21 protein-coding genes are annotated in these 23,187 nt (G+C 65.1%); 10 read left to right on the top strand and 11 right to left on the bottom strand.

Annotated features, from left to right (window positions below; translation table 11 throughout):
* Positions 1-25: 25 nt before the first annotated feature.
* The 3 genes from BN2154_RS02805 to pta all read right to left on the bottom strand — a co-directional run bounded on the left by BN2154_RS02805 (position 26) and on the right by pta (position 4,327).
* The gene (locus tag BN2154_RS02805) at positions 26-1,555 is read right to left on the bottom strand and encodes a M23 family metallopeptidase (protein ID WP_050617343.1); all 1,530 of its coding nucleotides are present in this window, start codon (positions 1,553-1,555) and stop codon (positions 26-28) included.
* A 349-nt stretch (positions 1,556-1,904) separates the two neighbouring features.
* Positions 1,905-3,014 carry an MFS transporter gene (locus BN2154_RS02800; RefSeq protein WP_050617342.1) on the bottom strand — a complete coding sequence of 370 codons (1,110 nt, stop codon included), beginning with the start codon at positions 3,012-3,014 and terminating at the stop codon, positions 1,905-1,907.
* A gap of 329 nt (positions 3,015-3,343) precedes the next feature.
* Positions 3,344-4,327 carry a phosphate acetyltransferase gene (gene pta / locus BN2154_RS02795; RefSeq protein WP_094762325.1) on the bottom strand — a complete coding sequence of 328 codons (984 nt, stop codon included), beginning with the start codon at positions 4,325-4,327 and terminating at the stop codon, positions 3,344-3,346.
* A 260-nt stretch (positions 4,328-4,587) separates the two neighbouring features.
* Between pta and BN2154_RS02790 the strand changes: the two genes are divergently transcribed.
* Positions 4,588-5,292, top strand: a complete 705-nt coding sequence (locus BN2154_RS02790) for a helix-turn-helix domain-containing protein (RefSeq protein ID WP_050617341.1) — start codon at positions 4,588-4,590, stop codon at positions 5,290-5,292.
* A 40-nt stretch (positions 5,293-5,332) separates the two neighbouring features.
* Positions 5,333-7,141, top strand: coding sequence for a translation elongation factor 4 (gene lepA / locus BN2154_RS02785; protein WP_050617340.1), 1,809 nt, complete (start codon positions 5,333-5,335; stop codon positions 7,139-7,141).
* Positions 7,142-7,537: 396 nt separating this feature from the next.
* Here lepA and BN2154_RS02780 read toward each other — a convergent pair whose 3' ends face one another.
* The 7 genes from BN2154_RS02780 to BN2154_RS02750 all read right to left on the bottom strand — a co-directional run bounded on the left by BN2154_RS02780 (position 7,538) and on the right by BN2154_RS02750 (position 13,770).
* Entirely contained in the window at positions 7,538-8,287 is a 750-nt protein-coding gene (locus tag BN2154_RS02780; RefSeq protein ID WP_050617339.1) for a GNAT family N-acetyltransferase, read from the bottom strand.
* A gap of 18 nt (positions 8,288-8,305) precedes the next feature.
* Complete coding sequence (locus BN2154_RS02775) at positions 8,306-9,130, bottom strand: Mrp/NBP35 family ATP-binding protein (protein ID WP_050617338.1); 825 nt, start codon at positions 9,128-9,130, stop codon at positions 8,306-8,308.
* Positions 9,131-9,208: 78 nt separating this feature from the next.
* The gene (locus BN2154_RS02770) at positions 9,209-10,153 is read right to left on the bottom strand and encodes a uridine kinase family protein (protein WP_050617337.1); all 945 of its coding nucleotides are present in this window, start codon (positions 10,151-10,153) and stop codon (positions 9,209-9,211) included.
* A complete protein-coding gene (gene hemZ, locus BN2154_RS02765; protein ID WP_242853686.1) occupies positions 10,138-11,160 on the bottom strand; it encodes a coproporphyrinogen dehydrogenase HemZ in 1,023 nt (340 codons plus the stop codon). Before hemZ ends, BN2154_RS02770 begins: the two co-directional genes overlap by 16 nt.
* Before the next feature lie 437 nt (positions 11,161-11,597).
* On the bottom strand, positions 11,598-12,242 hold the full coding sequence (locus BN2154_RS02760) for an MBL fold metallo-hydrolase (protein WP_242853673.1): 645 nt from the start codon (positions 12,240-12,242) through the stop codon (positions 11,598-11,600).
* Entirely contained in the window at positions 12,239-12,682 is a 444-nt protein-coding gene (dtd, locus tag BN2154_RS02755; protein ID WP_050617336.1) for a D-aminoacyl-tRNA deacylase, read from the bottom strand. The genes BN2154_RS02760 and dtd overlap by 4 nt, the downstream gene beginning before the upstream one ends.
* Before the next feature lie 20 nt (positions 12,683-12,702).
* Positions 12,703-13,770 (bottom strand): alanine racemase, encoded by a 1,068-nt coding sequence (locus BN2154_RS02750; RefSeq protein WP_050617335.1) that lies wholly within the window; start codon positions 13,768-13,770, stop codon positions 12,703-12,705.
* A 216-nt stretch (positions 13,771-13,986) separates the two neighbouring features.
* Between BN2154_RS02750 and BN2154_RS02745 the strand changes: the two genes are divergently transcribed.
* The 5 genes from BN2154_RS02745 (at position 13,987) to mutL (ending at position 21,414) form a co-directional block, all read left to right on the top strand.
* A complete protein-coding gene (locus BN2154_RS02745) occupies positions 13,987-14,565 on the top strand; it encodes a DJ-1/PfpI family protein (RefSeq protein ID WP_050617334.1) in 579 nt (192 codons plus the stop codon).
* A gap of 114 nt (positions 14,566-14,679) precedes the next feature.
* Positions 14,680-16,095, top strand: coding sequence for a tRNA (N6-isopentenyl adenosine(37)-C2)-methylthiotransferase MiaB (miaB, locus tag BN2154_RS02740; RefSeq protein ID WP_050617333.1), 1,416 nt, complete (start codon positions 14,680-14,682; stop codon positions 16,093-16,095).
* A gap of 36 nt (positions 16,096-16,131) precedes the next feature.
* Positions 16,132-18,729: a DNA mismatch repair protein MutS gene (mutS, locus tag BN2154_RS02735; protein WP_050617332.1), complete on the top strand. Its 2,598-nt coding sequence runs from the start codon at positions 16,132-16,134 to the stop codon at positions 18,727-18,729.
* A 30-nt stretch (positions 18,730-18,759) separates the two neighbouring features.
* Complete coding sequence (locus tag BN2154_RS02730) at positions 18,760-19,476, top strand: CPBP family intramembrane glutamic endopeptidase (RefSeq protein WP_050617331.1); 717 nt, start codon at positions 18,760-18,762, stop codon at positions 19,474-19,476.
* A gap of 3 nt (positions 19,477-19,479) precedes the next feature.
* Positions 19,480-21,414, top strand: coding sequence for a DNA mismatch repair endonuclease MutL (gene mutL / locus BN2154_RS02725; protein WP_050617330.1), 1,935 nt, complete (start codon positions 19,480-19,482; stop codon positions 21,412-21,414).
* Here mutL and BN2154_RS02720 read toward each other — a convergent pair.
* Positions 21,401-21,631, bottom strand: a complete 231-nt coding sequence (locus BN2154_RS02720; RefSeq protein WP_050617329.1) for a hypothetical protein — start codon at positions 21,629-21,631, stop codon at positions 21,401-21,403. The genes mutL and BN2154_RS02720 overlap by 14 nt on opposite strands.
* 73 nt (positions 21,632-21,704) lie before the next feature.
* On the opposite strand from BN2154_RS02720, the gene BN2154_RS02715 reads away from it, so the two are divergent.
* The 3 genes from BN2154_RS02715 to hfq are packed head-to-tail and all read left to right on the top strand — an operon-like array spanning position 21,705 to position 23,184.
* Positions 21,705-21,959 carry a helix-turn-helix domain-containing protein gene (locus BN2154_RS02715; protein WP_050617328.1) on the top strand — a complete coding sequence of 85 codons (255 nt, stop codon included), beginning with the start codon at positions 21,705-21,707 and terminating at the stop codon, positions 21,957-21,959.
* 4 nt (positions 21,960-21,963) lie between these two features.
* Positions 21,964-22,902, top strand: a complete 939-nt coding sequence (miaA, locus tag BN2154_RS02710; protein ID WP_050617327.1) for a tRNA (adenosine(37)-N6)-dimethylallyltransferase MiaA — start codon at positions 21,964-21,966, stop codon at positions 22,900-22,902.
* 48 nt (positions 22,903-22,950) lie between these two features.
* Positions 22,951-23,184 carry an RNA chaperone Hfq gene (gene hfq / locus BN2154_RS02705; RefSeq protein WP_207641538.1) on the top strand — a complete coding sequence of 78 codons (234 nt, stop codon included), beginning with the start codon at positions 22,951-22,953 and terminating at the stop codon, positions 23,182-23,184.
* The last annotated feature ends 3 nt before the right edge of the window (positions 23,185-23,187 follow it).

The raw sequence follows: 23,187 nt of genomic DNA, 5'->3' as shown, positions 1-23,187 counted from the left end.
TGTCCGGGCGTTTTCCAGGTTTGACCTAGTTGAGATAGGCCGACGGGTTGACCTGGGTGCCATTGACCCGAATCTCGAAGTGGCAGTGGCTGCCGGTGGAGCGGCCGGTGGAGCCGGCCTTAGCGATGGTCTGCCCCTGATAGACCTTGTCTCCCGCGCTGACCAGCAGGCTGGAGTTGTGGCCGTAGTAGGTCTGCTCACCATTGCCGTGGTCGATGATGACCAGGTAGCCGTAGCTGCCCTTGTAGCCGGCAAAGGTGACGGTGCCGCCGTCGGCCGCCTTGACGGAGGTGCCGTAGGGGACGGCGATGTCGATGCCGGAGTGGTAGCTGTAGGAGCCAAAGATATAGCGGTAGCCGAAGCGGGAGGTGATCCGGCCGTAGCAGGGCCAGACGTAGTAGCCGTTGGGAAGCCAGGAGGGGCGGGGCACGGTGCCCACGGCTACCACCTTCTCGGTGGCCTCCCGCACGGTGGTGGAGCTGAGGATGTCCCGTTCCCGCTCATGGCCGTTGACGTAGGTCACGTTGGCGGAGACCAGAGCCTCACCGGGGACGCCGGGGTCCAGGACCTTGGACTCGCCCTGGTACATGGTGTCGTCCTCCACCTGCCGCACGGTGCAGGGGATCTCCTCGGTGTAGGTAATGGAATCCACGGTCTGCACGGACAGATAGGGGACCTCCTCCTTGATGTTGAGGAGCTGGCCGATCTGAAGCTTGTTGATGTCCACGCCGGGGTTGAGGGCCTCCATCTCGGCCATGGTCATGCCGTTGGAGAAGGCCAGGGCCATAAAGGTGTCGCCCTTCTGGACCTCATAGGTGGTCTGGCCGCTGGTGTTGGCGGTGAGAGCGGCCTTCATCTCGGAGATATCCTTGATGGACTCGGATGGGGTGTACTCCAGGGAGACGCCCACAGCCTTGTCATAGGTGACGGAGATGGTGTCTGCGTTGACGTAGGGGGCGGCGATTTCGTCCAGCATCTGGTCGATCTGGGCCCGGTCGGTGACGGCGCCCAGAGCCTGGCCGTCCACGGTGAGGACATAGCTCTTCATCACCTCGCCCACCTGGCTGAACAGATAGGTCTCAAAGCCGGAGATGGGGGACAGATCCTCCCGCTCCGCCAGCACACGCTCGTAGCCCACCTGGTTCTGGAGGGTGTAATCATAGCCCAGAATGTTGGAGGCGCGGGCCTCCACCCGGTCCATGACCTGCTCGAAGACCTGGGGCTCCTTCACCAGGCCCAGGTCCACGCCGTCCACGCTGACCACATAGGCGGGGGTGTAGACCACACCCACCACAGAGGCCAGCCCGATGACCAGGGACAGGGCCAGGAAGGACAGCGGCCCCAGCTTAGGCTTCCCCGCCGTGGCGGAGTGGACCCGGTGATAGACCCGGGCGCTCTGCAGCTTCAGGCGGCGGGAGCGGGCGGCGGCGGCGTCGGCAAAGCGGTGGAGCCGGTCGCTCCAGGCGATATTCTTCTGCTCCCGGCCGGACCGGCGGGCGGAGCGGGAAGCCGGCCGGACCGGCGCATGATTTGGTGTCCGCAGGATCTCATCCATAAAGACGGACCTCCCTGTTCTTTGATATCAGAAAAAGACGGCCCAACGGGCCGAAGCACAATTGCTAAATTATAACAAAGGGGTAAGAAAGGATTACAAATAGTTACAAAAGCATGATACACGCTTTCCCAGGCAACGTCAAGTCTTTTTTGGAGGAAAGGCGTCGAGGGCGGGACAGGGCCTTTAAAGCAGGGAAAACAACAAGATATAGTGGTTTTTTGGCGGCTTTCTGGAAAAAACCACGCTGGGTTGGGCAAGGGACACAACTTTTGGGGCATATAAATTTGGTAAATTTGTGAATTTCACAAAAAACCGGAGCCCGATAGGCCCCGGTTTTCCTGTAACCAAGCTAGAAAACAAAGCCGGCGGCCGCCCCGGCCAGGGGGGACAGGGCGATCATTACCAGGCTGAAGCACATGGAGGATACGGAGATGAGGGTGGCCCGCTGGTCGGAGGGGAAACAGTTGTTGAGGCGGGCGTCGGTGAGGGTCTGGAAGGCGTCGTCGCACACCACCGCCAGAAAACCGCCCGCCGCCATTTGGAGGACGGAGCCGGACAGGGGGAGCAGCAGTCCGGCCAGCGTACCCAGGCCGCACAGCAGCCCTGCGGCCCGGTAGGGCAGCCGTGACAGGGGCAGGGCCAGACGGGCTCCGGCTACGCCGCCCAGCTCGATGGCCAGAAGCAGGGGCCCAAGCAGAGCGGGCGAGGCTCCCGCCCGGATCAGTCCATCCTGGAGAAAGAAGCGCAAAAGCGTGGCCAGTGCGCCCACAAGGGCGTTGTAGAGCATCCGGACCGACACCCGGGGGTGAGCGTGCAGGAAGCCTGCGGCCTCCCGGGCGCAGCTCGCTACCAGCCGGGGCAGGTCCCGGAGCCGCTGGCCTGCCCGCTGCGCCTGGGCGGTGGTAACCACCGGCTCGGCCAGACTGCCGGCCAGCAGGAGCCCTGCCAGGGCCAGCAGTGCGTCGGCGGCATAGCCCGCCTGGTAGCCGATGGCCACGGCCAGACCGGCGCAGAGGGTGGACAGGCCGCTGGCGAGCCGCCAGAGACTGTTTTGCAGGGAGGATACCCGCAGGTAGGCGCCCTCCGCTCCGCCCTGGACCAGGGAGTCGTAGGTGAGGGCCTCTCGGGTACCGGAGGCCAGATTGTAGGCCAGGGCGCTCAGGGCCATGGCGGCGCAGACGCCGGCCATAGTGCGGGACAGGAGCATGGCCAGAGAGGACAGGATAAACATGGCCTGGCTGGCCATCATGGCCTTTTTCCGGCCCAGTACATCGGCTGCCATGCCGGAGGGAATCTCGCCGCACAGGCTGACCGCGTGAAAGAAGGCCTCGGCCAGCCCCACCTGGACCAGGGAAAAGCCCCGGCCCACCAGCAGCAGGACCCATACGCCGCCTGCCACCCGGAAATTGCCGACCAGCTCCAGCGCCAGGAGCCGGCGGATCTGTTGCTTCAGGTTCATATCGCTTACCTCTTATATAAATATAGATGTGGTGCGGGGAAAGAGATAAGCCGCCCAAGGAACAAAAAAGGCCGCGGCGAACGCCGCGGCCGGAAAGAACACAAAAGTCTTTACCGCCGTAAAGTCCGCAAAAAGGGCGCACTTATCCCATCGACGGCACATTTGTTTCCAAAAGATTCCATTACAAGGCCAAATGCCCAGCCCATGGCGCACACTCCTTTCCCGGACGATCTGTGGACAGTATAGCAGAACTGGGACCGCCGGTCAAGAGGAAAGCCGCGCCGCCCCATAGGGCGGCGCGGCTTGGATGTAGGCGGAGACTTGGAGGCTCAGGCCAGAGCGGCCGTGATGATGGCCATGGAGTAGACCTCCTGGGCGTTGCAGCCGCGGGACAGGTCGTTGATGGGGGCGTTCAGGCCCAGCAGGATGGGGCCGTAGGCGTCGAAGCTGCCCAAGCGCTGGGCGATCTTGTAGCCGATGTTGCCGGCGTTGATGTCGGGGAAGATAAAGGTGTTGGCGTGACCGGCCACGGGCAGGCCGTGGCACTTGGTCTCGGCCACCTTGGGGGAGACGGCGGCGTCGAACTGGAGCTCGCCCTCGATGGCCAGGTCGGGACGGGCGGCCTTGGCCTTCTTGGCGGCCTCCCGCATCTTGTCCACATCCTCGCCCTTGCCGGAGCCCTTGGTGGAGTAGGACAGGAAGGCCACCTGGGGATCGATGCCGAAGATCTTGGCACACTCGGCGGTGCCGATGGCGATCTCCACCAGCTCGTCCTCGGTGGGCTTGATATTGATGGCGCAGTCGCCCATGGCCAGCACGGTGTTGCCGCCCACGCCCTCACGGACCAGAATGAAGCAGGAGCCCACGATGGAGTGGCCGGGCTTGGTCTTGATGAGCTGGAGGGCGGGGCGCACGGTGTCGGCGGTGGAGTAGGTGGCGCCGCCCAGCAGAGCGTCGGCCTCGCCCAGCTTCACCAGCATGGTGCCGAAGTAGTTGGCCTTGGACAGCGCGGCGCGGCACTCCTCGGGGCTCATCTTGCCCTTGCGCAGCTCCACCATGGTGCTGACCATCTCGTCCATGCGGGGGTAGGTCTCGGGGTCCAAGATGATGGCGCCGCGGATGTTAAAGCCGGCCTCTTCGGCGGCGGCGTGGACGGCATCCGGGTTGCCCACCAGCACGGGGGTCAGCCAGGTACCGGCCAGCAGCCGGGCGCTGGCCTCCAGGATGCGGGGATCGGTGCCCTCGGTGAAGACGATCTTCTTGGGATTTTTCTTCAGAATGTCGATGAGGGTCTGGAACATATGCATGGCCATGGGAAACGCCTCCATAAAATAAAATTGGGTCGTTTGACGGGCAGAACGTCACTAAAAAACATTATACACAACCCAACACCACTTCTCAAGGTCTAAAACGCATAAAAAGCGTCGGAATCCTCCATTTTTTTCGCACAGGCCGTTTTGGTACCCGAGGGAAGCGGCGGGGAAGCGCGCCCCGGCAGACGGACAAAAAGTGCTTTACTTTTGGTATTTTATTGGATATACTATACTCACTGTTTTGCGAGGAGTGTAGTGCAATGAGTTCCGATTTTTCCCGATCACTTACGCTGCTGCGGAAAGAAAAGGGCATTTCGCAGCGGGCGGCGGCCAAGGAGCTGGGGATCTCCCAGGCCCTGCTGTCCCACTACGAAAACGGCATCCGGGAACCCGGCCTCAAGTTCGTGACCCGGGCCTGTGATTATTACGGTGTCTCCGCCGACTATCTGCTGGGACGCACCCTCAGCCGGGACGGCACCACCATTGTGGATGCCGAGAGCCTGTACGACTACAGCGCGGAAAAGGATAACGTGCTGCGGGGCAGCATTATGGCCACCCTGTCGAAAAAGCTGCTGGTCAACTCGGTGGGCATCCTCTTCGATCTGCTGGGCAGGACGGGCAGCAAGGAGGCCATCAAGGCGGCCTCCGATTACCTGGGCACCGCGGTGTACCGGCTGTTCCGGCACCTCTACCGGGCGGGCGGCAACAACAACGAGGACTTTTTTGCCGTGCCGGTCCGCCACTTTGTGGGGGGGCTGCCCAACGCGGATATGATCTGCTCCGAGGTGGACTACGTGGACGCCCTGGCGGTCCACGTGAAGGAGAAGGGGGAGTTCCCCCTGCTCAACCACGACACCCTGAGCGCCGCCTATCCCGGGGCGTACCAGTCCCTGCTCCAGATCATCCACAACACCGGCGAGCGGATCAACCACCGGATGGACGCCCGCCGGGCGGACGCCCGATAGCGCCGCCCGGCCAAGGCATGCAAACAGAGAGGTGAAGACTTTGACCGACCAATCGAAGATTCGAAATTTCAGCATCATCGCCCACATTGACCACGGCAAGTCCACGCTGTCCGACCGGCTGATCGAGGCGTGCAACGCCGTATCCGAGCGGGAGATGGAGAGCCAACTGCTGGACAACATGGACCTGGAGCGGGAGCGGGGCATCACCATCAAGGCACGGGCGGTCCGGCTGACCTACCAGGCCCGGGACGGCGAGAGCTATGAGCTCAACCTGATCGACACCCCGGGCCATGTGGACTTCAACTATGAGGTGTCCCGGTCCCTGGCGGCCTGCGAGGGCGCCCTGCTCATTGTGGACGCCGCCCAGGGCATCGAGGCCCAGACCCTGGCCAACACCTACCTGGCCATGGAGCACGATCTGGAGATCCTGCCGGTCATCAACAAGATCGACCTGCCCGCCGCCGACCCCCGGAAGGTGAAGGATGAGATCGAGAACGTCATCGGCCTGCCCGCCCAGGACGCGCCGGAAATCTCCGCCAAGATGGGCGTCAACATCCCGGCGGTGTTGGAGGATATCGTAGCCAACGTGCCCGCCCCCAAGGGCGATCCCAAGGCCCCCCTCCGGGCCCTGATCTTCGACAGCCAGTACGACCCCTACCGGGGGGTCATCGTCTACTTCCGGGTGATGGAGGGGACCATCCGGACGGGGATGCCGGTCAAGCTGATGGCCTCGGGCGCCAAGTACGAGGTGCTGGAGTGCGGCCACCTGCTGCCCATCGGCATGGAGCCCTGCCGGGAGCTCATCGCCGGGGAGGTGGGCTATTTTACCGCCTCCATCAAGGACGTGAAGGACACCCGGGTGGGCGACACCATCACCGGAGCCGAGGCTCCGGCGGCCGAGCCCCTGCCCGGCTACCGCCCCGCCAAGGCCATGGTCTACTGCGGCATCTACACCGAGGACGGCTCCAAGTATCCCGACCTGCGGGACGCCCTGGAGAAGCTCCAGCTCAACGACGCCTCCCTGTCCTTCGAGCCGGAGTCCTCCGTGGCTCTGGGCTTCGGCTTCCGGTGCGGCTTTTTGGGGATGCTCCACATGGAGATCATTCAGGAACGGCTGGAGCGGGAGTTCGGCCTGGACCTCATCACCACCCTGCCCTCGGTGATCTATGAGATTACCAAGACCGACGGCTCGGTGGTCCATGTGGACAATCCCCACAACTACCCGGACCCCGGGGCCATTCTGGAGGCTCGGGAGCCCTATGCCAAGGTGTCCATCATCTCGCCGCCGGACTATGTGGGCAACATCATGCCCATGTGTCAGGAGCGGCGGGCGGAGTTCAGGGATATGCAATATCTGGACACCAACCTGGTGGAGCTCCACTACTCCATGCCCATCAATGAGATCATCTACGATTTTTTCGATACCCTGAAGGCCCGGACCAAAGGCTATGCCTCCCTGGACTATGAGCTGGAGTGCTATCATTCCTCCGAGCTGGTGAAGGTGGACATGCTGCTCAACGGCGACCAGGTGGACGCCCTGAGCTTTATTGCCCACAGGGACAAGGCCTATCCCCGGGCGAGAAGGCTGTGCGAGAAGCTGAAGGAGAACATCCCCCGCCAGCTCTTCGAGATTCCGGTCCAGGCCGCCATCGGGGGCAAGATCATCGCCCGTGAGACAGTGAAGGCCATGCGCAAGGACGTGCTGGCCAAGTGCTACGGCGGCGACATCACCCGGAAGAAGAAGCTGCTGGAAAAGCAGAAAGAGGGCAAAAAAAAGATGCGCTCCTTGGGGACGGTTCAGATTCCGACGGAGGCATTTATGGCGGTATTGAAGCTGGACGAGGAATAGCGGCATCTTTTTTGCGCCCTCTGGGGCCCCATCTGCGATGGGGCGGCACGGTACGGGCCGTTCAAGGGTTTGCCCAGAGGCAATTCACTTGCCCCGAGCCTGTCGAATCCGGCCTGGGGTCCCCGCGGAAGGCGGAGCCTTTCGTGGGGCGGGCAAAAAAAGATGCGCTCCTTGGGGACGGTTCCGATTCCGACGGAGGCATTTATGGCGGTATGGAAGCTGGACGAGGAATAGCGCGTCAGGCGTTTCCCACGGGCAGCACCCGCCCCGGCCCTCGGCGGTCCGGGAACCCGCAGGATCGGAAAAGCCCCGAAAGTGACGGCAAGTCACTTTCGGGGCTTTCTGCTGCGGCGGGACAAACGGCGAGGTGCGGAAACCCGCCCGTGCAGCGCCGCTTCATTTTTTGAGGATTCGCTTTAGATAGGAGACATCCAGCAGGTTTACGGTTTCAAACCTTCCGTTGTAAAATACGGCCCAGTTGTTGAACACACAGGGCAGCTCCTTTGCCTTTTGCAGCGTGTCCACCAGAAGAAACTGAACGGGGATGCCGTTCTGCTCGCAATACTGTCTGACCGTTTCGACGGCTTGATGGACGTAGGGGCATTGCAGATCATAGTAAATGGTGAGCTCCTTGCGCTCGATTTCCTGCTTTTTCGCATGGGGAGCAAACCTCGGCGTTGTTCCGTCAAAAGAGAGGGCGAGCAGCGCATAGCCGTTGGCGGTGGTATCGACCACCTCGAAACCGAACTTTCGGGCAAAGGATTGGTCGGCAAGCCACGCTTTTTGTTTTTGCGCCCCCAGCATGCACACGCCGGACCGGCCCTTTTCTCTTGCGTCGGCCAGGCAATATTCCATCAGCGACCTCCCGTACCCGTGTCCCCTGCTGTCGCCGGAGACCCACAGACAGTACAGATAATAATAGTTGTCGCCGACGATTGGAACCCACGCGGTCTCAAGCGGCGCGTATTCGATGAAAACCGTGGCCTTGGCATTTCGCTTTCGAAAAACATGCCCTTCCGGCAGGCGGTCCGACAGCCACTGCCGCTTGGCCTCCACACCCGGATGGGGCTTTCTGCTGCGGATGATACAGCACAAATGCTCGTGGGCGAGGTTTTCCGGGGTCAGGTTTACAAAATCAGCGCACATCGTCTCACCGACCCCCTGTTACAGGCGCTCCAGGACCTCGGCCACGCCGGCCATGGGGTTGGGCTGATAGTCCTCCACTCCGCCGTTGTCGCAGGCGGAGGCCAGCGCGGAGTCGATGGGCAGCTTGGCCAGCACCTTCAGGCCCAGGTCGGCGGCCACCCGCTCCACCTTGCTCTCTCCAAAGATGGCGTGCTCTTTGCCGCAGTCGGGGCACTGGAAGTAGCTGTAGTTTTCCACGATGCCCAGGATGGGGATCTCCATCAGCTCGGCCATCTTGACGGCCTTGGTGACGATCATGCTGACCAGGTCCTGGGGAGAGGTGACCACGATGACGCCGTCGATGGGCAGGGACTGGAACACGGTCAGGGGCACGTCGCCGGTGCCGGGAGGCATATCCACGAACATGAAGTCCACGTTGCCCCAGACCACCTCGCTCCAGAACTGCTTGACCGTGCCGGCGATGACGGGCCCCCGCCACACCACCGGGTCGGTCTCGTTCTCAGTGAGGAAGTTGAGGCTCATGACCTCCACGCCCCCCCTGGAGACCACGGGCTCGATGCCCAGATCGCTGCCCACGGCGTGCTGATGGAGTCCAAAGGCGGTGGGGACGCTGGGGCCGGTGATGTCGGCGTCCAGCACGGCGGTCTTTTTGCCCCGCTGGGCCATGGCGGCGGCCAGGGTGCAGGTGACGGTGGACTTGCCCACGCCGCCCTTGCCGCTGACCACGGCGATGACCTTTTTGATGTCGGACAGGGGATTCATGGGCGCGCGGAAGTCCATGGGCGCCGTGCGCTCTCCGCAGGACTCGCCGCAGGAGGAGCAATCATGGGTACACTCAGACATGTTAAAGTCTCCTTTTTTGATCGAAATTCGGGAAATTCAGGGAAAACGGGAGGCGGCCGCCGGCCGCCTGTCCGCGGTTCAGTAATGGTAGCTGCCGCCGCCGATGAACTCCCGCAGAAGGGAGTCGGCGGGGACCAGCGCGGGGTCGATGGGGGTAAAGTAGCGGAAGGCGTCCACCAGCTCGTGGAGCTCCTGGAAGCGCTCGTTGTCGGGGGCCACCTGGTCCAGGGCTTCCCGGAGGGGGGCGGCGTAGTTGGCGAAAACGGGCACCTCATAACGCAGGGAGGAGTCGATGATGACGTCGGCCCGGCCCTTGAAGGGGGAGATGTAGCGCTTCTCCCCCCGGCGCACATTGTACCACATGGACAGGGTCTCCACCAGATCGGTGCCCCGGAAATTGTAGTCCCGCACCGCCCGGCGGGAGATGCGCATCCACGTGCCCTTGAAGCGCAGATCCTCCCCCTCCCGGATATCGGACCGGGCGGAGATATAGAGAGTGGTGGCCTCCGGGTGCCGCCCGGCGATGTCGTCATTGAGGGCGTGAATGCCCTCGAAGATGGCGATCTCGTTTTTGTCCAGCTTCAGCAGGGTGCCCCGGCTGTCGTTGCGCATCTGCCGGGCAAACTCAAACTTGGGCACCACCACCCACTCCCCCCTGGAGAGCTTGGTGAAGGTGTCGTCCAGCAGGTCCATGTCCAGCAGCAGGGGGGATTCGTAGTCGATGTCCCCCTCGGGGGTGCGGGGCGCGGTGCTGCGGTTGAGAGTCTTGAAGTAGTTGTCCATGGAGATGGTGTGGGTGTTGATGCCCCGCCGCTCCAGCTCCTGCTCCAGCTTGAGGGCCGTGGTGGTCTTGCCCGAGCCGGAGGGGCCGGACAGCAACACCACCGGGCTCTCCGCCATTCCCGCAATGATGCGGTCGGCGGCGTCCTCCAGCCGCTTTTGGTAGTTGGCGTCGCACTCGGCGAGAAAGGCCTTGGGGTCGGCCTGGATCTTCTGGTTGATCTCGGTCAGTTGGTAGGCCATGTCAGGTTCTCCTTTGCCTGTAAAATGGGGTCCAGGGTCTCGATATATTCCTTGGGATACTTGGGGTTGGCCTGCCGCACCAGGCTCCCGGCCCGGGGGTCGATGACCTTGGTCACCCCGCCGGAGCCCAGAGAGAGGATGGTATGCAGCTCCTCCATCATACAGATGTTGTAGAGGCTCTCCGCCCCCGGCCGGCACCAGCCCACGTTTTCAAACCCGCCGGACATATACTTCTGCCGGTAGAGGTAGTAGGGGGCGTAGCCCGCCGCGCGCAGGGCGCCCCACGCATAGTCCAGCATGGCGGACACCTGCTCCGGCGCGGGGAGGGCGCCGTTTTTCTCCAGGGTGAGGCGCGAGCCCTTCTTGAGAGCCAGGGTGTGGACGGTGACATTTTCCGGCCCCAGGGAGAGCACCTGGTCCAGAGAGGCGCGGAAGCCCTCGGGGGTGTCGGCGGGGAGCCCGGCGATCAGGTCCATGTTGGCGTAGGGGAACCCAGCCCGCCGCACCAGGTCCCAGGCCTGGAGGATGTCGGCGGCGCTGTGGGCCCGGCCGATGGCGGCCAGGACCCGGTCGTCCATGGACTGGGGATTCACCGACACCCGGGTGCAGCCCCGCTCGCGCAGGACGGAGAGCTTTTCCGCCGTGATGGTGTCGGGCCGCCCGGCCTCCACCGTGTACTCGGCGCAGGCGCTCAGGTCAAAGGCCCCCTCCAGCGCCCCCATGAGCCGGTCCAGCAGGGCGGGGCTCAGGGTGGTGGGGGTGCCGCCGCCGATGTAGACCGACTTGATCCGCCTGCCGCCCCGCCGGACGGCCGCCCCGGCGGCGGCGATTTCCCGGCACAGGGCGTCCACATAGGGCTCCATGAGCGAGAAGGTGCGCCCCACGCCGGCGGAGACAAAGGAGCAGTAGGCGCACCGGGTGGGGCAGAAGGGGATGCCCACATAGAGGGAGACGTCCTCCGGCGCCAGCGTGCGCTTGGCGGCCAGGGTGGCCTGGGCGCAGTCCAGAGCCAGCGCCCGCCGGGGGGCGGAGACCCGGTACAGGTCCCGCAGCAGGCGGTCGGCCTGGCGCGCGGGTGGGCAGCTTGACCGGCCGCACGCCGGTGAGCCCGCCCCAGGGCGGCTCCCGGCCCAGGGCCTGGACCCCCGCCCGGTAGAAGGCGTTCTTCACCACCCGCTGGAGCACCCGGTCCCGCTCCACTCGCCCGGCGTCCGGGGCGGGCACTGGGGCCCGGGCGGCGGCGGTCCAGCGGCGCCCATCCCGGGTCAGAACGGCCCGGGCGGTGGCCCACCGCGCCCCCAGGGACAGAGAGAGGGTCAGGCTGTCCTCCCCCTCCCCGGCGGGCCGGTCCGGGTAGGAGGGGCGCTCGCCGGGAAACAGGGTCAACAGCATCTGCTCGGTGGCGTATTTGTAGTCGTGTCCCTTCAAATAGAGCTTCATCGCGTCAGCCGTGCAGGGCTTCCTGCATGTAGTAATTGGTTTTCCGCTCCCGCTCCAGCGTGGACAGGCCCATGTGGCCGGGGCAGACATGGTAGTCGCCGGGCAGCTCGCCCAGCCGCTTGAGGGAGGCCATGATCGCCTCGTAGCTGCCGCCCCGCAGATCGGTGCGGCCCATGGAGCCCTGGAACAGGGTGTCGCCGGTGAAGAGCACGTCGCCCACCTTCAGGGTGACGGAGCCCTTGGAGTGGCCGGGGGTGTGGAGCACGTCGATGGTCAGGCCTCCCAGCTCCACCTGGTCCCCCTCGCCGTAAGAGCGGCGCACGCTCTCGTCGATGGGGGGGAACAGACCCCTGGAGACCCCCTCCACGTCCCCCATGTGGACGTAGACGGGGGTGTGGGGGTAGAATTCCTCCAGCCCCTCGATGCCGCCGGTGTGGTCATAGTGGGCGTGGGTCAGCAGAATGAGCTTGAGCGCGCACCCGGAGTCCTCGATCATCTTCCGGATGGCGGGAGCGTCCCCGCCGGGGTCCACCACGGCGCAGACCTTGGCGCTCTCGTCGCCCAGCAGGTAGCAGTTGGTGCCAATCTCGCCCACGGGCATGGTTTTTACGATCATATCCTTCACCTCAAATTGTTTCTGGTTGTTCACATCAGATCCGTATCCAGCAGAATGGTCACCGGTCCGTCGTTGACGGAGCAGACCTGCATGTCGGCGCCGAAGCGGCCGTGCTGTGGGGGAAAGCCCAGCCGGGCGCACTCGGACAGAAAAGCCTCGTACAGGGGGATGGCCACGTCGGGCTTGGCGGCCCCGGTAAAGCCGGGCCGGCGGGACTTGGTGTCGGCGTACAGGGTGAACTGGCTGACCACCAGCAGCCCGCCCCCCACCGCGGCCAGGTTCCGGTTCATCTTTTCGTTCTCGTCCTCAAAGACCCGCAGGCCGGTGACCTTGTCGGCCAGCCTGGCGGCCTGGGCCTCGGTGTCGTTGGGACCCACCCCCAGCAGCACCAGGAAGCCGCGACCGATCTGGCCGCAGACCTCCCCGCCGATGGTCACCGAGGCGGAGGTCACGCGGGTAACAACAGCTTTCATGTTAACGACTCGCTTTCTGTCTATCGGTATTCCCTGGGCAGGCCCCTGGCATACAGGGGGTCCAGCTCAAAAACGGCGGCGTCGCCGGGGCCGCACTTCATTTCGGTTACGTCCACCAGGGTCTCTATGGCGCCGATGGGGCCGATGACCCGGGCCTTCTGCCCCCCGATCTGCACCGTCTGCTTCCGGGCGCGCATCCACCAGCGCAGCAGGGCGAACAGCCCGCTCTCCCGCGGGCGCTGGGCCCCGAAGCCGTTCTGGTAGCCCACGGGCAGCACCGCCACCCGGGTGGGCTTTTTCAGGGTGATGAGGGAGCTGGAGCCCACGGTGTGCCCCTTGGGCAGCCACCGGATTTCCTCCAGGGTGGCCTCGCCGTGCCCCACGGTCTGGAGCCCGTCTCCCCGGGTGCGGCGGCACCGGCCCAGGAAGGCGGAGCCCACCCGCACCGCGTCCAGCTTGGCGAACTCGTAATGCATCAGCGCGTCCGACCCCGCGGCGTGGACCACGCCGGTCTCAAAGCCGGCGTCTACGATGCACTGCACCACCCGCTGAAACTCCTCCAGTTGGGCGGAGGCGTCCCGCTCCCCACGGCTGGAGGCGTGCATCTGGGTGTAGACGCCGGACAGGGCCACGTTGGGCAGGTAGCGGTACATGGAGAGAATCTTCTCCGGCTCGCCGGCCAGAAAGCCGCCGTAGCCCAGGCCGGTGTCCACCTGGATATGGGCCTCCACCACGGTGGAGCGGGCCTCGGCCAGACCGTTGAGGGCCACGCCGGTGTCATAGGAGCCGATGGTGCACACCACGTTCAGGTCGATGAGCTGCTCCAGCTCGTCCCGGTCCGTGGTGGAGCGGAGCATGAGAAGCTCCTCCTCCACAAAGCCCGCCTTGCGCAGGGCGGCGGCGTCCGCCGGCTCGGAGACGGCGAAGCGGCCGATGCCCTCGGCCCGGAGCAGCCCGGCCATCTCCACCAGACCGGCCCCGTGGGCGTCCCCGGTCAGGACGGCGTAGATGGCGGCGGAGCCCGCCTTCTCCTTGATGACGGCGGCGTTGCGGCGCACCAAATCTCTCTCGATCACAAGGGCTTTCACGGGGGCGCGTCCCTCCTTTTCTGCACGAAAATATGGATTGTATCATTATACCACCCGCCGGCGGGCAACGTCAATGAAAGCCGAGCCTGCCGGGGTGAAAAAAGCCGCTCCCGCCGGCGACTGCCGATTGCAAAACGGGTGGGAACGTGCTATGCTGATGGTGGTATCTTTCGAAAACTCGATTGCATCCAAACGAAAATTTTAGGAGGTAAGAACATGTCGAAAAAGGTATTGCTGCTGTGCGGAGATTTTACCGAGGATTATGAGACCATGGTGCCCTTCCAGGCTCTGAGCATGCTCGGCTACCAGGTGGACGCCGTCTGCCCGGACAAGAAGGCCGGCGACACCGTGGCCACCGCCGTCCATGATTTTCTGGGCGAGCAGACCTACACCGAGCTGCGGGGCCACAATTTTGCCCTCACCGCCGATTTCGACGGCGTAAAGACCGAGGATTACGCCGGCCTCTTCATCACCGGCGGCCGGGCCCCCGAGTACATCCGCCTCAACGCCCGGGTCATCGAGATCGTCCAGGCGTTCTTTGCCGCCGGCAAGCCGGTGGCCGCCATCTGCCACGGCCCCCAGGTGCTCACCGCCGCCGGGGTGCTGAAGGGCTACAGGGCCACCTGCTACCCCGCCGTGGGCCCCGATATCACCGTGGCCGGCGGCGAGTATGTGGAGGTGCCGGTGGACCAGGCCGTGGTGGACCGCAATCTGGTCACCTCCCCCGCCTGGCCGGGCAATACCGCCATCTGCCGGGAGTTCGCCAAGCTGATGGGCGCCAAGTTCGAGGTCTGATCGTTCCAGCCGTACCGGGCGGGGCGGGCGCAAAAGCGTCCGCCCCGCCCTTGTGTTTTTTCGGCAGAAATGATACAATACTCTGAAACACTATTTCCCAATGGAGGCGCCGCTTTGAAGCAAGCTACGACACGGATTTCCCCCGAGGATATCGCCCGGCAGAAGGACTTCTGCGCCCAGGTGGCGGCCATGAACGCCCCCCTGCCCACGCCCCCCCTGGCCTTTGTGGACACCTACGGCTGTCAGCAGAACGAGGCCGACTCCGAGCGCATCCGGGGCTACCTGGCCGAGATGGGCTACGGCTTTACCGACGATGAGCGCACCGCCGCCGTGGTGGTCATCAACACCTGCGCCGTGCGGGAGCACGCCGAGCAGCGGGTGCTGGGCAACGTGGGGGCCCTGACCCATACCAAGCGCCGCAACCCCAACCAGATCATCTGCCTGTGCGGCTGCATGATGCAGGAGCCCCACAATGTGGAGAAGGTGCGCCGGTCCTTCCGCCATGTGGACCTGGTGTTCGGGCCCCACGCCCTGTGGCGGTTCCCGGAGCTTTTGTGGCGCATCCAGACGAGACGGGGCCGCATTTTCGACACCCCGGACGAGGCGGGCTCCATTGCAGAGGGGATGCCCGTCCGGCGGCAGGGGAGCATCAGGGCCTGGGTTTCCATCATGTACGGGTGCAACAACTTCTGCTCCTATTGCATCGTGCCCTACGTCCGGGGCCGGGAGCGCTCCCGAGACCCGGAGGACATCCTCTCCGAGGTGCGGGAGCTGGCGGCAGCGGGATATAAGGACATCACCCTGCTGGGCCAGAACGTCAACTCCTACGGCCGGGACCTGGACGCCGATGTGGACTTCGCCTGGCTCCTGGAGCAGGTCAACGCCGTCCCCGGCGACTTTTTGATCCGCTTTATGACCAGCCACCCCAAGGACGCCTCGGAGCGGCTGTTCGACGCCATGGCCCGGTGTGAGAAGGTGGCCCCCCACCTCCACCTGCCCTTCCAGGCGGGCAACGACCGGGTGCTGGCCGCCATGAACCGGGGCTACACCCGGGAACACTACCTGGGGCTCGTCCGGTCCCTGCGCCAGCGCATCCCCGACATTGTGCTCACCTCCGACATCATCGTGGGCTTCCCCGGCGAGACCACCGCGGAGTTCGAGGACACGCTGACCGTGCTGCGGGAGGTGGAGTTCGACGCCCTGTTCACCTTCCTTTACTCCCCCCGGGAGGGCACCCCGGCCGCCAGGCTGCCCGACCCCCTGAGCAAGGAGGAGAAGGCCGCCAACTTCCAGCGGCTGGTGGACCTCCAGAACGAGATCTCCGCCAAGAAGCAGCAGGGCTACGTTGGAAGGACCCTGCGCTGCCTGGTGGACGAGCCCTCCGACGACCCCCGCCACAATCTGAACGCCCGCACCGCCGGGGGCCGGCTGGTCCACCTCACGGGGGACCCCGCCCTGCTGGGGCAGTTCGTGGACCTGAAGATCACCGGTGCCTCCACCTGGACCCTCTTTGGGGAGCCGGCGGAGTAAATTCGCCCCATAGACAGAGAAAAGGAGCCAACCGCTATGCCCGCTGACACCACCCCCATGATGAAGCAATACCTGCAAATGAAGGCGGAGCACCCGGACTGCATCCTGATGTTCCGCCTGGGGGATTTTTACGAGATGTTCCTGGAGGACGCCAAGCTGGCCTCCCGGGAGCTGGACCTGACCCTGACCACCCGGGACCGGAACAAGCCGGAGGGGGAGCGCACCCCCATGTGCGGGGTGCCCTACCACTCGGTGGAGTCCTATATCGCCCGGCTCATTTCCAAGGGCTATAAGGTGGCCATCTGCGAGCAGATGGAGGACCCGGCCCTGGCCAAGGGCCTGGTGGACCGGGACATCATCCGCATCGTCACCCCCGGCACGGTCATCGAGTCCTCCATGCTGGAGGAGGGGCGCAACAACTTCCTCTGCTCCATCTGCCTTCAGGAGCCGGCCGTGGGGGTGTGCTTCTGCGACATCTCCACCGGCGAGGTGTCGGCCACCGCCTTTGCGGGCAAAGACGCCATGGAGCACCTGTGGAACGAGCTGGGCCGCTACGCCCCCAGAGAGGCCGTCCTCTCCCCCGCCGCGGCGGAGGACCCGGAGCTGCGGGCCTTCCTGCGGGACCGGCTGGACTGCCGGTGCGAGCCGGGGGCGGAGGACCGCTTCGAGCGCTCCGCCGCCTGGGCGCTGTGCCGGAAGCAGTTCCGGACCGGGCTGGAGGGCCTGCCGGAGCAGGGAGAGGCCGCCGTCCGGGCGGCCGGAGCCCTGCTGGACTACCTCTACACCACCCAAAAGACCGACCTGAGCCACCTGACCGCCTTTCAGTATTACACCTCCGGCCAGTACATGGAGCTGGACCTGACCGCCCGGCGCAACCTGGAGCTCACCGAGACCATGCGCGCCAAGGAGAAGAAGGGCTCGCTGCTGTGGGTGCTGGATAAGACCAAGACCGCCATGGGCGGGCGGCTGATCCGCTCCTGGATGGAGCGGCCCCTCCTGTCCCCGGTACCGATCAACAAGCGCCTGGAGGCGGTGGCCGACCTGACCGGGAGCGCCATCGCCCGGGACGAGATCGCCGCCTGCCTGCGGGAGGTCACCGACCTGGAGCGGCTCATCTCCCGGGTGGTGTACGGCACCGCCGGCGCCCGGGACCTGGTGGCTCTGGCGGGCGGCCTGGGCCGCCTGCCCCGGCTGCGGGAGCTGCTCGCGCCCTTCCAGTCCTCCCTGCTGTGCGGGCTGCGCCAGGCCATCGACGACCTGGCCGACCTCAGAGAGCTCATCGGCCGGGCCCTGGTGGAGGAGCCTCCCTTCTCCGTCCGGGAGGGCGGCTTCATCAAGGCGGGGTACGATCAGGACGTGGACTACCTGCGGGACGTGATGACCAACGGCAAGTCCATGGTGGCGGCCATCGAGGCCAGCGAGCGGGACAAGACCGGCATCAAAAGTCTGAAGGTGGGCTACAACAAGGTCTTCGGCTACTACATCGAGGTCTCCCGGGCCAATTACGACCTGGTGCCCGACACCTACATCCGCAAGCAGACCCTGGTGAACTGCGAGCGGTTCATCACACAGGAACTCAAGGATATGGAGCACACCATCCTGTCCGCCCAGGACAAGATCGTGGCCCTGGAATACGAGCTGTTCTGCGCCCTGCGGGAGCAGACCGCGGCCCGGGTGGGGGAGATCCAGGCCACCGCCGCCGCCGTGGCCCAGGTGGATGTGCTCACCTCCTTCGCTGCCGTGGCCGCGGCGGGGGGCTACTGCATGCCTACGGTGGACCTCAGCGACAAGCTGGATATCGTGGAGGGCCGCCATCCGGTGGTGGAAAAGGTGCTTAAGAACGCCCTGTTCGTCCCCAACGACGTACATATGGACAGCGGAGAGAATCTGGTGGCCGTCATCACCGGACCCAACATGGCGGGCAAGTCCACCTACATGCGGCAGACCGCCCTCATCGTCCTCATGGCCCAAATGGGCTCCTTCGTGCCGGCCAAAAGCGCCCACATCGGTATCGTGGACCGGGTGTTCACCCGGGTGGGGGCCTCCGACGACCTGGCCGCCGGGCAGTCCACCTTTATGGTGGAGATGACCGAGGTGGCCGAGCTTTTGAAGAACGCCACGGCCAAGAGCCTGCTGATCCTGGACGAGATCGGCCGGGGCACCAGCACCTACGACGGCATGTCCATCGCCCGGGCGGTGGTGGAGTACTGCGCCGACAAGCGCCGCCTGGGGTGCAAGACCCTGTTCGCCACCCACTACCACGAGCTCACCTGCCTGGAGGGCCAGATCCCAGGGGTGAAGAACTATAACATCGCCGCCAAAAAACGCAAGGACGACATCATTTTCCTGCGGAAGATTGTCCGGGGCCCCGCCGACCAGAGCTACGGCATTGAGGTGGCGGGCCTGGCGGGGGTGCCCGGACGGGTCATCGAGCGGGCCAGGGACATTCTGGCTGAGCTGGAGGCCCAGGGGGCCCCGGCTCCGGCGGCCGCCCCCGCCCGGGCCGACGACCAGATCTCCCTGACGGACCTGGGGGCCAACGAGGTGGCCGAGCGGCTGCGTCGGGTGGACGTGAACACCCTGACCCCCATCGAGGCGATGAACTTGCTGTACGAGCTGAAACAGAAGCTGTAACCAAACGACCCAGCCAAAGGAGGAATTTCCATGACCAGCCGGCACCGGCACTGGCGGCCCCAGCTCACCCGATCCGAGTTTTACCGGGGCTGGGTGTTTTTCGCCCTGTATATCCTGGTGTTCCCCCGGCTGATGGGCGCGCTGCAAAAGGCGCTGGGAGAGCGCTGGCAGCTTCTCCCCGCCGAATACGGCCTGATTTACTACCTGCTGGCGGTGACCCTGGTGGTGCTGGTGTTCTGGAGCTTTCTGTATCACGGGGTCCACATCCTGCTGGACTGGCTGCCGGAGAACCTCTTCGCCTTTGCCACCGGTCTGGCGGGGGCGGGGGTGTTCCACTTCCTGGCCTCCCGCATTCCCCTGCCGGTGGAGGACCCCTTCTACCCGCTCTACGCCGAGCAGTTCTCCTACTTTCCCGGCGCCACCGTCCTGATCCTGGTGGTCCTCACCCCCATCGTGGAGGAGGTGCTGTTCCGGGGTCTGATGTTCGGCTCCCTGCGCAAGTACAGCCGGAGCCTGGGCTATGTGGTGAGCATCCTGGTCTACGCCTTCTATGCAGCCCAGCAGTACGCCTTCACCCCGGGAAACGTGGATCTGCGCTACCTGCTGCTGATGGTCCGCTACCTGCCCATGGCGGCGGCCCTGACCTGGAGCTACGACAACGGCGGCTCGGTGTGGACGCCCATCTTTTTGCGTATGGCGCTCAATGGATTCCAGCTCTTTGCGGCTGTGAACGGATTTGCGAGGTGAACGATGCCCCATATTCAAGTGCTCGACTCCCATGTGGCCGATCTGATCGCCGCCGGCGAGGTGGTGGAGCGGCCGGCCTCGGTGGTCAAGGAGCTGATGGAAAACGCCATCGACGCCGGGTGCACCACCCTTACCGTGGAGATTGCCCACGGCGGCATGAGCTATATCCGGGTCACGGACGACGGCTGCGGCATCCCCGCCGGGGAGCTGGAGACCGCCTTCCTGCGCCACGCCACCAGCAAGATCCGCAGTGAATACGATCTGGAGGCCATCGGCACCCTGGGGTTCCGGGGGGAGGCTCTGGCGGCCATCGCCGCCGTGTCCCGGGTGGAGGTGGTCACCCGCACCGCCGCATGCGACTTCGGCGCCGCCCTCACCCTGGAGGGCGGGACGGTGCGCAGCCGGGAGGAGGCCGGCGGCCCGGTGGGCACCACCATGATCGTCCGGGACCTGTTTTTCAACACCCCCGCCCGGCTGAAATACATGAAAAAAGACGCCGCCGAAGGGGCGGCGGTGTTTGCCGCCGTCCAGCGGGAGGCCCTGGCCCGGCCCGAGGTGGCGGTAAAGTTCATCCGCGACGGACGGCAGGAGCTGCTCACGCCCGGCGACGGGGCGCTGAAGTCGGCGGTCTACGCCGTGCTGGGCCGGGATCTGGCCCTGGGGCTCCTGCCCGTCCGGGGCAGCGGCGAGGAGGGCGTGCGCGTGGAGGGCTTCGTCTCCCTGCCCGCCTGCTGCCGGGCCTCCCGCAACTACCAGTTCTTCTTCGTCAACGGCCGCTTTGTCAAGTCCCGCACCATGATGGCGGCCCTGGAGCAGGCCTATGCCAACCAGAAGATGGTGGGCAAATTCCCCGGCTGCGTCCTCCACATCACCACCCGGCCCAACGCCGTGGACGTGAACGTCCACCCGGCCAAGACCGAGGTGAAATTCGTCTCGGACAAGCGGGTGTTCGACGGGGTGTACCACACCGTGCTGGGGGGGCTCGACGCCGGCACCCAGCGGCCGGCAGCGGTGATAACCGCGGTCAAAACGCCTGCCGTGGCGCCCCACGACACCGTCACCCCCAACCAGACCCGGCTGGAGCCGGTTCCCCCCGCCCGGACGCAGGAGCTCCCCCCCGCTCCGGCTCCCGCATCCCGGGCGGAGCCCCGCCCGGAACCGCCTGCCCAGCCGGTGGTGCGGCCCAGTTCCCGCATCCCCGTCCGCACCAATTACCTGCGCTCGGCCCTGCTGGACCGATCAGGCAGCCTGCCCCTGAGCGACTTTGCAAAGCCCCGGGCCGCCGCGCCGGCTCCCGCTCCCGAGGCCAAGCCGGTCCCGCCCCCGCCGGTCTCTGCGCCCCCGGCGCCCGAGCCGGAGGCCGCCCCCGAGGCCGAGCCCTGGGCCGTCCGGGGGGAGCTGTTCCACACCTATATTCTGGTGGAGCAGGGGGAGCGGGCCTATTTCATTGACAAGCACGCCGCCCACGAGCGGATGAACTTTGACCGGCTCAAGGCTGGCGGGTATACCCCCATGGTCCAGCGGCTGCTGGCCCCGGTGGTGTTTACCCCGGCCCCGGAGGAGGGGGCGGCGCTGCTCCAGAACCGGGAGCTGCTGGGCCGCTTCGGCTTTGAGGCGGAGGACTTTGGCGGCGGGGCCGTTATTGTGCGCCAGGCCCCCGACTACGTGGATGCCGGGGACGTGGAGGCCACTCTGATCGAGCTGGCCGCCGGGCTGCTGAAGGAGGACCGGGCCGACCCGGAGGGAGCCCGAGACCATCTGATGGCCACCATGGCCTGCAAGGCGGCCATCAAGGGGGGGCAGAAGAACGGCCCCGCCGAGCTCCAGCGGGTGGCTGAGGCCGTCATGAGCGGGCAGGTGAAATACTGCCCGCACGGGCGGCCGGTGGCCATCGAATGGACCCGGGGACAGTTGGAGAAGCTATTCAGGCGAGCATAGCCAGCAGCAGGCGCAGCGAGGCCCCAAAGCCCTGCCGGAAAGCTTCGCGGAGCCCCTCGTCCATTGTCTCGTCGAAGAGGGCCCACAGGTTGTCGGCCAGGTCCGGGCCGGCGGCGGAGGCCAGGTCGGCGTGGATCGTCCGGCGGAGCCGCTGGAGGGAGTCGGAGGCTTGGATCTCCGGCATCTCATTCCAAAGAGCTTCCAGAAGAGGGTCCATGTTGCACCTCCCGTATCGTTTTTACCTATAAGTAGAGTATATTCTACTGAGAGGTAAATGTCAAGGAGGTACTATGGAATATCTGCAGATTTTTTCCCAGCGGGTCTATGAACTCCGAAAAAAGCGGGGATTAAGTCAGAAGGAGTTGGGGGAGGCCGTGGGCCTGTCGCATAAGGCGATTAGTACCATTGAAAGCGGGGCCCGGTCCACCACCATAGAAAAACTGATCGCCCTTGCAGACTTTTTTGGTGTTACAATTGATTATCTGATTGGAAGGGAACCGCCCTCCGGGGGGCCATCCTGTCCCACTCCAACCGACAGGCGGTGATCGTGTGCCGAATAAAATAGTCGTGGTCTGCGGCCCCACGGCCTCGGGCAAAACGGCCCTGGGCGTGGAGCTGGCCCTTCTCGCCGGGGGCGAGGTGGTCTCCGCCGACTCCATGCAGATCTACCGCGGCATGGACATCGGCACCGCCAAGCCCACCCCGGCGGAGATGCGGGGGGTCCCCCACCACATGCTGGACGTGGCGGACCCGGCCGAGGACTACTCCGTGGCCCGGTATGTAGCCGACGCCTCCGCCTGTGTGGAGGACATCCTGGCCCGGGGCAGGCTGCCCATCCTGGTAGGGGGCACGGGGCTGTATATCGACCACCTGGTCGCCGGACGGGAGTTTGCCCCCTTCTCCGGCCGCTGGCGGGAAAAGCTCCAGGCCCGGGCGGCGGCCCAGGGCGTCGCACCCCTCTATGACGAGCTCCGGCGGGTGGACCCCCAGCGGGCGGAAAAGCTCCACCCCAACGACGAGCGGCGCATCCTCCGGGCCCTGGAGGTCTGGTACGAGACCGGCGAGACCATCACCGCCCACGATCTCCGCACCGCCGCCCTGCCCCCCCGGTATGCGGCGGTGCGCATCGGGCTGAGCTTTGCCCGGCGCGCCGATCTGTGGGAGCGCATCGACCGGCGGGTGGACCAGATGGCGGCGGACGGTCTGACGGAAGAGGTGCGGGGGCTTCTGGCCTCCGGCGTGCCCCGGAGCTGCACCGCCATGCAGGCCATCGGCTATAAGGAGCTGGCCGCCGCCCTGGACGCAGGGGCTCCGGTGGACGGGGCCCTGGAGGAGATCAAGCTGCGCTCCCGGCAGTACGCCAAGCGCCAGCTCACCTGGTTCCGCCGGAACCCGGCGGTGAAGTGGCTTCTCTGGGAAAAAACGCCCGATCTTTCGCGGGCACGACGGGATGCGACAGCATATTTGGAAGAAAATGGATTACTATAAGTACACTTTACGGGGCCTGCGCCCCATAGAAAGAGGAGTGTACTTATGATGCAGAGACAGACAAGCCTACAGGATACCTTTTTGACCCGGGCCCGGAGGGCCAAAAGTCCGGTGACCGTTTTTCTGATGAACGGCTACCAGCTCCGGGGGATCATCACCGGGTTCGATTCCTTTGCCGTAGTCCTGGTGTCGGACGGCAAGCAGCAATTTATCTACAAGCACGCCATCTCTACCATCGCGCCCCTACAGCCTGTGCCGCTGGAGGGCGAGGAGGAGGGCTGACGG

The sequence above is a fragment of the Intestinimonas massiliensis (ex Afouda et al. 2020) genome, from assembly GCF_001244995.1.
GTDB classification, from domain to species: Bacteria; Bacillota; Clostridia; order Oscillospirales; family Oscillospiraceae; genus Intestinimonas; species Intestinimonas massiliensis.
This window is presented reverse-complemented; position numbering and strand designations above follow the sequence as displayed.